The sequence below is a fragment of the Flavobacterium sp. MFBS3-15 genome (assembly GCF_026107645.2).
Classification (GTDB): domain Bacteria; phylum Bacteroidota; class Bacteroidia; order Flavobacteriales; family Flavobacteriaceae; genus Flavobacterium.
The window spans coordinates 206662-219462 of record NZ_JAPCHV010000001.1 but is presented as its reverse complement, the minus strand read 5'-3'; the positions used below and the strand labels follow the sequence as shown (position 1 = coordinate 219462).

Annotated in this window: 10 protein-coding genes; 4 read left to right on the top strand and 6 right to left on the bottom strand. The window is 45.7% G+C overall.

Features of this window, described 5'->3' with window-relative positions:
- Positions 1–39: 39 nt before the first annotated feature.
- Together OGH69_RS01130 and OGH69_RS01125 are read right to left on the bottom strand one after the other, a co-directional pair.
- On the bottom strand, positions 40–6669 hold the full coding sequence (locus OGH69_RS01130) for a T9SS type B sorting domain-containing protein (protein WP_265172593.1): 6630 nt from the start codon (positions 6667–6669) through the stop codon (positions 40–42).
- Positions 6670–6680: 11 nt separating this feature from the next.
- Complete coding sequence (locus OGH69_RS01125) at positions 6681–7040, bottom strand: hypothetical protein (RefSeq protein WP_265172592.1); 360 nt, start codon at positions 7038–7040, stop codon at positions 6681–6683.
- Between the two features lie 383 nt (positions 7041–7423).
- On the opposite strand from OGH69_RS01125, the gene folE reads away from it, so the two are divergent.
- The 4 genes from folE (at position 7424) to lgt (ending at position 10864) form a co-directional block, all read left to right on the top strand.
- The gene (folE, locus tag OGH69_RS01120; RefSeq protein WP_265172591.1) at positions 7424–8095 is read left to right on the top strand and encodes a GTP cyclohydrolase I FolE; all 672 of its coding nucleotides are present in this window, start codon (positions 7424–7426) and stop codon (positions 8093–8095) included.
- 26 nt (positions 8096–8121) lie between these two features.
- Positions 8122–9603: a cysteine--tRNA ligase gene (cysS, locus tag OGH69_RS01115; protein ID WP_265172590.1), complete on the top strand. Its 1482-nt coding sequence runs from the start codon at positions 8122–8124 to the stop codon at positions 9601–9603.
- Between the two features lie 2 nt (positions 9604–9605).
- Positions 9606–9857 carry a membrane protein insertion efficiency factor YidD gene (gene yidD, locus OGH69_RS01110; RefSeq protein ID WP_265172589.1) on the top strand — a complete coding sequence of 84 codons (252 nt, stop codon included), beginning with the start codon at positions 9606–9608 and terminating at the stop codon, positions 9855–9857.
- Positions 9858–9919: 62 nt separating this feature from the next.
- Positions 9920–10864 (top strand): prolipoprotein diacylglyceryl transferase, encoded by a 945-nt coding sequence (gene lgt / locus OGH69_RS01105; RefSeq protein ID WP_265172588.1) that lies wholly within the window; start codon positions 9920–9922, stop codon positions 10862–10864.
- Between the two features lie 33 nt (positions 10865–10897).
- Here the strand turns inward: lgt and OGH69_RS01100 are convergent, their stop codons facing one another.
- The 4 genes from OGH69_RS01100 to OGH69_RS01085 are packed head-to-tail and all read right to left on the bottom strand — an operon-like array spanning position 10898 to position 12800.
- Positions 10898–11317, bottom strand: coding sequence for a type II toxin-antitoxin system VapC family toxin (locus tag OGH69_RS01100; protein WP_265172587.1), 420 nt, complete (start codon positions 11315–11317; stop codon positions 10898–10900).
- The gene (locus tag OGH69_RS01095; RefSeq protein WP_265172586.1) at positions 11317–11559 is read right to left on the bottom strand and encodes a DUF6364 family protein; all 243 of its coding nucleotides are present in this window, start codon (positions 11557–11559) and stop codon (positions 11317–11319) included. Before OGH69_RS01095 ends, OGH69_RS01100 begins: the two co-directional genes overlap by 1 nt.
- 56 nt (positions 11560–11615) lie before the next feature.
- Complete coding sequence (locus OGH69_RS01090; RefSeq protein WP_265172585.1) at positions 11616–12401, bottom strand: energy transducer TonB; 786 nt, start codon at positions 12399–12401, stop codon at positions 11616–11618.
- A 6-nt stretch (positions 12402–12407) separates the two neighbouring features.
- The gene (locus OGH69_RS01085) at positions 12408–12800 is read right to left on the bottom strand and encodes an ExbD/TolR family protein (RefSeq protein WP_265172584.1); all 393 of its coding nucleotides are present in this window, start codon (positions 12798–12800) and stop codon (positions 12408–12410) included.
- Between the last annotated feature and the right edge of the window lies 1 nt (position 12801).

Below are 12801 nucleotides of genomic sequence, written 5' to 3'. Positions count from 1 at the left end.
CATCCTCACCGGATGCCCTTTTGTTATTCAGATTGGCCTTTATCGCTTAAGAGCAAAGTGGGCCTTAAATTCTTTGGTTACGCCGCCTTCGCGGTAAGTAACGGTAAACCAGTAGTCATCGGCAGGCATTTGAGCACCATTGAAGGTACCGTCCCATCCATCGCTATCAAAAGCAGGGCTCAATTGCTTGATCAGTTTGCCGTAGCGGTCGAAGATATATATTTCGGTACCGATAAAATCGTCGCCCCACATACCTATGATGTTCCAGGTATCGTTGTAACCGTCTCCATTCGGCGTGAAGAAGTTAGGATAGTCGATAACGCTAACCCTGTCAATGAGTATGTTGAACTCATCACATGGGTTGTCGGTGGCTACATCGCGTACGTGTACTTCGTGCTCGCCTGGCGATACGTTGTTGAACACGTTGCTGTTTTGCCATGGGCCGTAATCCAACTGGAACTGGTATTCACCATAACCTTCAACAAGCACTACTATGGTCTGGCCATCACTAAAGGCATTGCTCACCGCGATGCCATCGCCTATAGGGCTGGCAGGGCCGCTACGCTCTACTACCACATCAGCTATCGGGTCAGACACACATCCTGTAGCGCTGGTTGCGATTACCGTATATTCACCTGCTTCGATTGCAGTATATGTTGGACCTGTAGCGCCAGGTATCACATTACCGTCATGGTACCACACAAAGGTATGTGTTGCATCAAGGCCACTGTTCAACAGGTGGTCGCGAAGTACTTCCTGTGTCCTGAAGTCAACACATATCGTGCCTCCTGTAAGGCTTGGCTCCGGTATGCGCTCTACAAACAGCTCCAGCGTAGTCACTTCGTAGCATCCGCTAACTGTAGACTCATTAGTTACCCTTACCCATATCATCTGGTAATCCGGTGATGTGGTATTTTGGTACGCCGTTGGATTCGGTATCGCGTTATCCCCTGCTTCGGCATCCGCCTGGCTGGTGTAATAGGTCACACTGTAATCTGTCGGGCTTTGAGAGCCAAGGGCATCATCATCGGCCCGCGTCAGGTCGAAAGTGAACACACCATCGTTGTCTCCATCATAGTCACATTCAAAGAACGTTTCGGTAACAGGGTTGGCTATAGCCGCTTCTTCAACAAGCAGCGTAAGCGGTGCCCATGTTACACATTCGGTTTCATTGTTGGTCACCTCCACCACGATGTTCTGCTGGTTAGGCGAACTTGTATTGGTATAGATGTATGGCATTGCGATACCTGCTATGCGGTCAGCATCAGTCCTGAAGAACTTCACCGTATAATCAGCCACGTTGGCAGTATCTCCAAGGATTTCGTCCATATGCGTATTGAAATCAAATGTTGCAATACCGTCGGTGTTCTGCTCACATATAGCATATGGCTCGATCACGCCCGCTTCGCCCAGTTCAGGCAGCGGAGAAACAATCAGGTCAAAATGCGTTATCGTAAAGCACACAGGGTTCTGAGAATTTCCGGTGTTCGACTCTGCCCTTACCCATATTGTTGCATTGCCACTGTTATACGCTGTATAGTTAAGTATCTGGTTCGTCCTGTCTATGGCATCCTGCTCGGTAGGATAGTAGGTAATGATCATATTAAAGTCATTATCCCTGATATCCGTTTCTGCATCGCTCAGGTCAAATACTTCCATACCGTCCGGTGCATTGTTAACATCACACTGGATTAGCGGATCAACATCCATGTCAGGCTGCGGCAACGGAAGTACTTTTATAGTTAGCGTTGTGTAGCTCTTACATCCTTCCTGCGTAGTAACCATCACGTAAAGTGTTTTAGGGTTACCCTGTGGTGGTGCCGGGTTAGTATAGGCTGTTGGGTTATCTATAGGCAATGCTGTTGTCACTACCCTAGGGTCTTCTACAAAATAGGTCACTGTATTGCCCTGGCCGATGCCGTATATTCCAAGTATCTCATCGTCTTTTACTGTAAGGTCAAATACAGCCTGGCCATCATTTATCGGGTCGGTATCATCACACTTCACCAGCATGGTTGGCGTAGTAAGCTGCAGCGGCTGGTGTAGTTCCAACTGGAAGCTTGTCACACTGAAACATTCGGTATCCGGAGTCTCTACCCTTACCCATATTGTCTGGCCATTCGTACCATAGTAATGCGACGGGTTAGTTATCCTTGGCATGCCATTATTGGCATTGTTTTCAGTTGTAAAATAGTGTATGATCAGGTTGTCAGGCGTTGTACCCAAAGCCGCATGGATATCGGCATCCTGAACAGTAAGGTCAAAGTAAGCCCTTCCGTCCTGGCCATTGTTATCCTGGTCGTCGCACTGCTCAAGATCATCAAGATCTTCCGGAGCCATTGGGGCGTTCAGTACCGTAAGCATCAGCGCCAAAGGCTCAGCATTGGTACAGCCGGTTATTGTGTTCTCTACCCTCACATACACATACTGTATGCCCGGGTTGCCCGGATTGCTGATTTGGAAGTTGTCAGTATTCTGTATCTCATTTACACCGTTCTCAGCATCAAGGGCTGTAAGGTGGAAGGTTACCTCAAGGTTAGGCGCACCGTTTACCATGTCCTCAACAAGAGCTTCAAGGTCAAAAGAGCCTATGCCAAGTCCTGTTGTATCACAAATGGTAAGGTCTTCTGCGGCCGGAGGTACAAGTACAGGCAGCGGCTCTACCCTCACGTCCAGCAATACGATCCTGTAGCAGCCTGTTTCTTCAACCTCTACTTTTACAAAAATAGTCTCTACTGCACCATTATTGGTATATGTTTCCGGGTTTTGTATAAAGTTCACCCCTGCCACCGCATCGTCATACGTATGATAGAATGTAGTAATGATTCCTGATTGCGGAACACCACCTACAGAGATGATCTCATCAATCTTAGTCGTAAGGTCAAACTCTTCCTGCTCATCACCCGGGTTGTTCTCATCACATACGGTATAAGGTACAGGAGGATTAGCTACCGGAAGCGGATTCACAATAAGCTCAACGTCGGTTTCCTTGTAGCACCCTGTAGCCGTGTTGGTTACCCTGGCAACGATGGTATCGGTTGCGCTCAGGTAGCTGCCAGGTGTTGGGATAAGGCCCATTTCGTTGTAGAATGTTACATCATACAGTGCAGGGTCCTGTGTGCCCAAAATTATCGCTTCAAGCGTTGTAAGGTCAAATATCGCCTGGCCGTCGGTGTCATTGCTGCCGTTATCGCAAAGGATGTACGGATCCGGAGCTGTCACGAGCGGCGCAGGGTTCACTATAAGCTGCAGCTCAACAATATCAAAACAGTCAGTCTGGTCAGACTCTACCCTTATGTAAATGGTCTGTACACCGTTAGTGGTCTGGGCCAGTACGTTCCAGTAGGCAGACGGGTTATCAATTATGTTGTTCGTAGCATTAAAGAATGCGTCATTATAGGTTTCAAAAGGAATTGCAGTAACATTGCCCAGTGCAGCCTCGATCTCCTCAAGTACAGGCACAATGTTAAACTCAGCAGTTTTGTCATAGTCAGGGTCACATTCCTCAATAGGGCCAACGTTTGGCGCTATAGGTGCCGGCAGCACTTCAAGGTCGGCCGTAGTGATCACCACACAGTTTGTAATAGCGTCAACCACCCTCACATATATAGTTGTAGTTGGCGAGAGGTATGGCGTAGGCAGGTAGTTGTCAGGATTGTTTTGTGCATCATCAAGCGTTGCATAATAAGCAACGGTATAGCCCGATGCACCCATGGTAACCTGCGGCCCGATCAGGCTCAGGTCAAACAGGCCTTCTCCCGGTTCCTCTTCACACGCATAGAACGGCTCAAGGTCGGTAGCCACAACCGGAAGCGGATTGACAACAAGCTCAAAAGAGTTGACGCTGTAACATCCAAAGCTGCTCTCCATCCTCACCCATACGGTACCATTTCCGCTTTCGTAAGCGGTAGCATCAGCTATATCAGTTACATTATCGATAGCATTTTGCTGCGTAGTGTGGTATGTAATTGTGATATCAGCATCTGTTGATACTTCATCATTCTTGCTTGTAAGGTCGAAGAACTCCACACCGTCAGGCGAGTTGTTATCATCACAAACAATATAAGGGGCTATTTCGGTCAGAACCGGCTTCGGATGCACGATCAGCTCAACCGGCTCAATCGAATAACAGTCGGTAGTACTCACTGCATTAATGGCCCTGATGTAAACAATTCCGCTGGCAGACTGGTAAGAATCAGCATCCTGAATAGGCTGAAGGTTGTACTGTGCATTAAACTCACTTGTATGGTAGGATACCAAAACACCGCTTACACCATTCACAACCTCTGTACCTGCAGGCACAAGGTTAAAGGTAGCAATGCCGTCGTAATCGTTGTCACATTCTTCAAGTGGCGTAGCAGCTATAAGCTCCGGCCTCTTGTCAATTTTTATTTCAAATATATGTTCATTTGTACAAAGCACGGTATCAGCAGTACCTGATTCCGCATAAATATATAGAACATCAGTATCAGTAATTTCAGTACCGGGAGCAAGCACGCTACCTGTACCGCCCGGACCTGTATAATAGTTACCTACCGTAAGCGGATCAAGGAAGTAGCTCTCACAGGCAGCTACCGGCGCAGGGGTATCTACAACCGGCCTTTCATAAATTGTAACGTTAAAGCTATCTTCATCGGTACAGTTATTTGGCGTGGTGTTGCTTTCGGCAAAAATATACACTGTTTGGGAAGTATACAGCACCTGCCCTGCCTGCATAGGTGTGCCCAATCCGCCCGGAGCTGTAAAGTAGTTACCCACCTCAAGTTCAGGAAGCGTATAACCTGTATCGCTACAGCCATAGCCATCGGCAGGCGGTACAATAACCGGTGTTTCGTCCACAATAAAAGTAACACCAGATGTACCGTAGCAATCTACATTGTTATTATTGGTCACGCGGATGTATACTGTCATGCCATCGGTTACAGGATGCGCAGAAGCATTAGACACGAAGTCAGTATTATTAGTCGCGCCACCCAATGAATTGTGGTAAGTCACCGTCAGTTCATTCGGGTCCTGTCCGGCAAGTGCATCACCATCCAGTTGCGTGAGGTCAAATATTTCCGAACCGTTATTATCCAGGTCACATAGCTGGATATCTGCAGGCGAGTTGGCTGTCGGGGCAGGATCGGCCTGGATATTGAATGTAGTCACCTCATGACAGCCTGTGGTGTAGCTCTCCACCCTTACAAAAATAGGCTGCAGCTCACCATCGGTTTCATAAGCCTCAGGCGTTAGTATCCTGTCAATATCCTCATCTGCCAACTCAAAGGTGGTGTAGAATGATACAAGGTAAACGTTCGGGTCGAGGCCGTCAAGTATATCCTCATTATTCTGGGTAAGATCAAAACTGTAAGGAGGATCGCCCAACGCACAAATGATAATATCTTCAGGCTCACCCAATTCTATAGGATCACGGGTAAAACTTGTAGTCTTAACGTAGTTACATATTGCATTACCATAACCCAGGGTAACACTCAGGTCAAATATCGTAGTACCTACAGGAAGACCGGTAGCCTGTGTGTTAAGCGCTACAGGGTTGGTAATAGCACCGGCTGAAGAGCTCCAGAAAAAGTTATTAGGAGTTGTACCGTTATTGGTAGTACCCGAAGCTGTGATGGTTATTGGAGTACTCAATACAGGTGACACAGGCACCTGGAAAATAGATGCTGATGCGGCTGAACATGAGTTATCATTAATTGCCGAGTTAATATTACCCGATGAATACGTAATGGATGGAGATGCATTACAGGTAGCATCAAGGTTGGTAAACGTAATGGTGGCATTGGTAAGAGCACCTACGTCTGCACCAATACAGTCATATATCTGTACTGCCCATCCTCCTGACGCCGCATTCAAACCATAAAGCGGAGCCCAGTTAATAGGAGTAGGCACTACGGGGTTACCAAAAGCATAGGCACCATAAGTTCCGGTAAGCGGACCCGTTGCAGGGTTACACACGTTGATACTGGCAGTAGAGGTATTTGTCAGCGTGAAGTTAACCACGTTGTTGTTACTGTTACATACATTTCCGCCGGGATTGCCCGTAACACCCGGGTTAGGCATTAACAATATTGTTGCCCCGTTTGGCGCCACAAGGTAAAATGCCAAATCGGAAATATAAGTATGTGTGGCATTAAATGTAACACTGATTTGTGTAGTCGGCGTAATAATCGCTTCCGGTGGCGGCGGGTTATAATACGTAAACTGGCCTGTTGCCTGTACACTACCCACCAGGTTCGTCTTATCACATGTAGATGGCTGGTTGCCTGCAGTAACCTGTGTATTAAGGTTCCACACCCAGGCATTGTAGCAGTTTAGCAGTACATTGGCCGCACTATAGATCTGTACACGATAACCGTCGCTCGGAAGATTGGATATCGTGGATGTCATACCGGTTTGAGTGCTGTACAGTGTCCACGAAGAGTTATTCTGGTTGTGGTAGTACCAACGGAATGTAAAAGGCCCCGCACCGGCACTTGCAGGCGGGGTAGCCGTCAGGCTTCCGGTAGTAGCCGACAAGCCTTCATTACACCAAATATAAATTGGGTCGTTCGGGGCGCCGTTGGTATACGATGTCATTCCGTTGCCGGAGTTTCCGTTAGCGGTGATTTGGGCATTTAATGTAACGGACAATAAAAGGAAAAGCCCAAGGGATAAAAATTTTTTCATTCTCTGTTCTTTTATTTATTGTCTTTCTTCAGTGCTTCAATTCTCTCAGTAGTCTGTCTCACATGCTCTTCGTAAATAGCAATGCGTTCAGGATCCTCTTCATCTTTTGCAAGCTGCAGCTTCATGTTTATCTGGTACAGCCTCACCTCCAGTTCGGGGATAGTAAGCTGCAGAAATGTAGGTGCAGCTTCTCTTTCCACCACCTGAGGTGTTACAGGCTTGGCTTCAACGGTTTCGACACCCTGAGCTTCATAAATAACAATTCCATTGGGTTCTGTCCTCACCACCTTCAGGCCATTGTTTTTGCCCTCCTGCGCGTGGCAGGCAAAGCCAAACAACAGGCCTATGGCCAGCATATAACAATTTTTCATAGTGTAGATAGTTTTCTCATTTAGGTTTAGGTCAACATAATTCCGCTGTCACATAATTCTTTTCCCTGATTATTAGCCACTTTAGGACTGCAATAACGAAAGAATATTGAGGTGCGAAATTTACATAAAATTGATTCAAATAAAACACAAAACAGGTTATTTTTTTATATACAACATCCGTTAAAGCATTTACCCTAATCAAAAATTAAAAAAAAAATGATTTTTAACATAACATATCTCAATTGTGATTTTTTCAACATTTTAACATGAGCAGTAAATATTGAAACGCCAAAAAAACCAGTGTTAGTATCTTTCTTCCAATCAACTTTTATAATTATCTTTGCGTGCTGAATCCAGCTCTATATTAATAACTAAGGAATATAATGATCCATAACGAAGACAATAAAGACGAATTAGGAGATAACCATATTGCTTCCGGCGCACAAACACCCCTGAGGGCTGACGCTTTTGACAAGACTGACGACGAAAAAATTGCTTCCATAAAGAAAGACGTTGAGAATATATTGCTCACCCTGGGTATGGACCTTACCGACGACAGCCTTAAAGGCACTCCCAACCGTGTTGCCAAGATGTTTGTAAAAGAAATATTCGGAGGACTCAACCCCGCAAAAAAACCGGGATCATCTACTTTCGAAAACCATTATAAGTACGGCGAAATGCTGGTTGAGAAAAACATTACCGTATACTCTACCTGCGAGCACCACCTCCTCCCTATCGTGGGCCGCGCGCATGTGGCTTACATATCTAATGGTACTGTGGTAGGCCTATCCAAAATGAACCGCATTGTAGATTATTTTGCCAAAAGGCCACAGGTACAGGAGAGGCTTACCATGCAGATTGTACAGGAACTTAAAAAAGTATTGGGTACAGAGGATGTGGCCTGCGTTATCGACGCCAAGCACCTGTGTGTGAACTCACGCGGCATACGAGACATTGAAAGCAGCACTGTAACCTCTGAATTTGGAGGTAAATTCAAGGAAGAAAGCGCAAGAAGGGAATTCCTCGATTACATAAAGCTAGACACACAGTTCTAATCCATCTATATACCCACTTTCAGGATATGCAGCTATACCAAAACCAGTCATTAAAGATATACAATACGCTCAGCGGCGACAAGGAAACTTTTACCCCTCTGCACGAAGGCGCAGTGGGCATGTATGTATGCGGCCCAACCGTATACAGCAATGTACACCTTGGCAACTGCCGTACGTTCATTTCATTTGACCTGGTTTTCCGCTACCTGAAGCATCTTGGGTATAAAGTACGCTATGTGCGCAACATTACCGATGTTGGCCACATGGAGGATGATGGCGATGAAGGTGAAGATAAGATTGCAAAAAAGGCAAGGCTCGAAAAGCTGGAGCCAATGGAAATCGTGCAGCAATACTCTGTAGATTTCCACCAGATAATGGAACTGTTCAACGCACTTCCGCCAAGCATAGAGCCTACTGCAACCGGGCACATCATCGAGCAGATCGAGACCATAAGGCAGATCCTTGACAACGGTTATGCCTACGAGTCGAATGGCTCAGTATATTTTGATGTGGTAAAATACAACGAATCACACAATTACGGCATATTAAGCGGCCGGAACCTCGATGACATGCTGGCCAATTCACGCGAGCTGGCAGGACAGGAACAGAAAAGGAATCCTGCCGACTTTGCGCTTTGGAAAAAAGCCGAACCAGAGCACATCATGCGTTGGCCTTCGCCATGGGGCGACGGTTTCCCGGGATGGCATTTGGAGTGTACTTCAATGAGTACGAAATACCTTGGTAATAAATTTGACATTCACGGAGGCGGCATGGACCTGAAGTTCCCACACCACGAGTGCGAAATTGCCCAAAACGAAGCCTGCAAAGGCAGCGCGCCGGTAAACTACTGGCTGCATGCCAACATGCTCACACTTAACGGTAAAAAAATGGCGAAGTCTACCGGCAACAATATCCTCCCAAGGGAATTATTCTCCGGGAACAACGATAAGCTGGAAAAAGCATTCACGCCGTCAGTGGTGCGCTTCTTCATGATGCAGGCACACTACAGGAGCATACTCGATTTTTCGAACGATGCCATCGTGGCTGCCGAAAAAGGCTACAACCGCCTCATGGAAGCCATGGATAAATTGGAAGGCATTGCCCCTTCTGCAACTTCGTCTCTAAACATTGCCGCATGGAAACAACTCTGCTACGATGCCATGAACGACGACTTCAACAGCCCGATACTCATATCGCACCTGTTTGAAGCAGTGCGCTACATCAACCTCCTAAAGGAAGGCAAAGAGACGCTTACAGCCGCCGACCTAGAAAACCTTTCCCGCACACTGCATGCGTTCATTTACGATGTACTTGGTCTTAAAGGCGAATCGGATGCCGAGAGCAGTAATGACAAGCTGGAAGGCGTGGTAAACATGCTTATCGGGATGCGCAATGAAGCTCGTGCCAACAAAGACTTTGCCTTGTCTGACCAGATAAGGAACCGCCTGGGCGAAATTGGCATCGAACTGAAAGACTCCAAGGAAGGCACCACTTTTTCAATCAACTGATTTTGAAAGCCCGGCAGGTTATTACATTGCCTTTTGTGCTGCTGATACGGTTTTACCAGGCAGCCATTTCCCCTTTTCTGCCCTCGGCATGCCGTTATACCCCTACCTGCTCCCAATACACTATTGAGGCTTTACAAAAACGTGGGCTTATAGTTGGAAGCTGGCTGGCGTTAAAGCGCATTGTAAGCTGTAACCCATGGGGCGGACGCGGCTATGACCCAGTGCCCGAAAAAGGATGCACCCACAAACATTAACGTGTTTTTCCTTGCGGTTGCCACTCATTTATTTAATTTTACACCAAACCAATAAATTGCACATGATACAAAGTTTAAGCATTGTATGGAACTCCCCCGAAGGATTCCACCTTGGCCCGATAATGCTGCGCTATTACAGCCTTGGGTTTGTAATCGCTTTCGGCCTTGGGTGGCTCATCATGAAAAAGATATTTGAGCGCGAAGGCGAATCGATGGAAAAGCTCGACAAGCTCTTTATTTACACGCTAATTGCAACACTTCTTGGCGCAAGGCTTGGCCAGGTATTCTTTTACGATTGGCCTTATTTTCGTGAACATCCTGAAGAAATACTCCTCCCATTTAAATTCAGGCCGGAATTTGAATTCAGCGGCTTTGCGGGGCTTGCCAGCCATGGTGCCGCGATAGCGATTATATTGTTCATGATTTACTACAGCCGGAAGGTCATTCACAGGCCATTGCTTTGGGTACTTGACAGAGTGGTAATACCTGTAACCAGCGGCGGTATCTTTGTACGTTTGGGTAACTTTTTCAACAGCGAAATATTAGGTGATGTAACTTCTCCCGATACCCCAACAGCGGTAAAATTCATCCGTGGTGAAGAATGGCTCAATAAGGCAGATGTTATTAAAAAAACCGGCATTAAGGATTATGATAAAGCTTACGAAGCAGTAGAACATGACCCTCAGTTTGCAAACATATTAGCCGACATACCCTACAGGCACCCCGCACAGCTGTATGAGGCCTTCCTGTATGTCTTCGTATTCCTTATCATCTATTTTATGTATTGGAAGACCGATGCCCGCAAAAAACACGGGCTTATCTTTGGCGTATTCCTCGTATTGCTCTGGAGTGTACGCTTTGTTGTAGAATATGTCAAGGAAAGCCAGGGCGGGTTTGAAAGCTCATTGGGCAATGCGCTGTCCACAGGCCAATGGCTCAGCATACCGTTTATCCTTGTTGGCTTCTGGCTGATATTTACTGCAAAGAACAGGAAAGAGACTTTGTAAAACACGAAAACCGCTCTGAAAAGAGCGGTTTTTTTATAATCCAGAATTATTTAAATATTCCCTGGCCGTAAAAATCGGAAGTAAAGAGTTTTTAAAATCCTTTTTATTCCTTGTTATAATTATAGGTATATTGTTTTCAAGAGCAATGTAATACTGTATCGCATCCTCAAAATCTTTGAAATCTTCGGACAAGAGTGCTAAACGAACCACCTTACCATCGAATGGAAGTATATCTGCCAATATTTCAAATTTCGTCAATATGATTTTAGCATCTCCGCTGTTGTATTGCCTCGACAAAAGATAATAAGTATTGGCAATAGTTAATGAGGAAACAAATAGTTTAATTTTTTGCCTTTCAGCCAACGTAAATAACTCCTGTGCTTCGCGATAAAATTCAGGACGCTTTGAAAGCAAGTCCAGGACAATATTCGTATCAATGAACAATTTATCCATCAGGAATATTTTTCAGAAAGATAGTCCGTATAGCCTTTTTTATAGTCATCGTTAACAGATTTCATAACACCTGTCAGGCTTTCAACAAGCGGACTAATCTCTCTTTCAGAATTCTTCTTTTTTGAAAGGGATCGAAGATAACTCTCTATGAGCTTAGACAGACTTATCTTATGATCCTTGGCATATAGCTTAGCTTCCTCAACAATATCTTTATCAATATTTAAAGTCAACTTATTATTCATAGCATATATTTTATACGTGCAAAAATATAAAAAAATCACGTAACAAGAGAGTTCTTTTAATCCGTCAGCTTAAAGTTATAGACAATTGTCCCTACCTGCTTGTTAGATTCGCCTTCATTGAATTTGGCTTTCATGGCTGCAGCTTTAGCCTGGCTGTATAGGCAACTTGCAGTATTGGTAGTGCCTCTTGCCCCGGGAGTAGCAGAAATAACATTCCCATCCTTGTCGACGGCAATCTCAACAACTACCGTACCCTGCTCATTGCAGGTATAATTAGGAGCCGGCATTGCCAATGCTTTTCTTCCCGTTAGCTTATAATTACCTACACCGGTTCCGCGCCCCTTGCCTTTTCCTTTACCATCACCGTCGCCATCCGCATTACGATCGCCATCTTCCCTGCCCTGGTCGCCCGGCTTGTTTGTATTCCCCTGACCGTCGATGGGTTTGCCATCTGATTTCGGCCCGTTTATAAGGCTGTTTAAGGCATCCTCGGTACTTTGCGAGGGCTTAGGTGCCGGTTTAGCCGTTTCCTTTGGCGTTTGTTTTTGCGGCTCTTTTTTAGTAATTACAGGAGCATCATCCACATCCTGTGTTGCCACCTGGTCTGTTTGCGGTACAGACTGTGAGGCCGATTGTGTTTGTGGTGCCGATGCCACATTTTCCATGGGCTGCACTTCACCCATACCGAACTCGCTTGTACCGAAGTTGATCGCAATACCATTCTCAGGCGGCGGATCAAAATAAGTCATGCCCAGGAAAAAGCACAAAATCAGTATGATCACAAATATTACAGTTGTGATGGCAAATGATTTCTTCTCATTTTCTGTTTCCAGGTATTTCATGGCTTTTTATTTTGGGTCTACCGCCAATACAATCTTTAGCTTATTGCGGTAGGCTATGTCCATTACACTCACGGCTTTCTCTATTGGCACACCCTGCTCGGCACGCAGTATGATCGCTTTATCAGGCGACTGCCCCACCATCTGCAAAAGCTTTGCCTCAATATCTGCTTCGCTTACAGGATCTTTATCAATAAAAAACTGAAGGTCTTTATTGATGTTGACCGATATGCTTTTTGTATTTTCTGTCTTACCTTTAGCTTTAGGCAAATTAAGGTCCAAAGCATTGGTAGTAACCATTGTCGATGTCAGCATGAAAAATATCAGCAACAGGAACACAATGTCGGTCATCGACGACATGTTAAATTCGGGCGTAACCCTATTTCGGCTTCTGAACTTCATA

Excerpts from the sequence above, each read along its gene's own strand:
- OGH69_RS01090 (WP_265172585.1), bottom strand. The coding sequence starts at position 12,401 with ATGAAATACCTGGAAACAGAAAATGAGAAGAAATCATTTGCCATCACA.
- OGH69_RS01100 (WP_265172587.1), bottom strand. The coding sequence starts at position 11,317 with ATGGATAAATTGTTCATTGATACGAATATTGTCCTGGACTTGCTTTCA.
- OGH69_RS01125 (WP_265172592.1), bottom strand. The coding sequence starts at position 7,040 with ATGAAAAATTGTTATATGCTGGCCATAGGCCTGTTGTTTGGCTTTGCC.
- folE (WP_265172591.1), top strand. The coding sequence starts at position 7,424 with ATGATCCATAACGAAGACAATAAAGACGAATTAGGAGATAACCATATT.
- cysS (WP_265172590.1), top strand. The coding sequence starts at position 8,122 with ATGCAGCTATACCAAAACCAGTCATTAAAGATATACAATACGCTCAGC.
- OGH69_RS01130 (WP_265172593.1), bottom strand. The coding sequence starts at position 6,669 with ATGAAAAAATTTTTATCCCTTGGGCTTTTCCTTTTATTGTCCGTTACA.
- OGH69_RS01085 (WP_265172584.1), bottom strand. The coding sequence starts at position 12,800 with ATGAAGTTCAGAAGCCGAAATAGGGTTACGCCCGAATTTAACATGTCG.
- OGH69_RS01095 (WP_265172586.1), bottom strand. The coding sequence starts at position 11,559 with ATGAATAATAAGTTGACTTTAAATATTGATAAAGATATTGTTGAGGAA.
- lgt (WP_265172588.1), top strand. The coding sequence starts at position 9,920 with ATGATACAAAGTTTAAGCATTGTATGGAACTCCCCCGAAGGATTCCAC.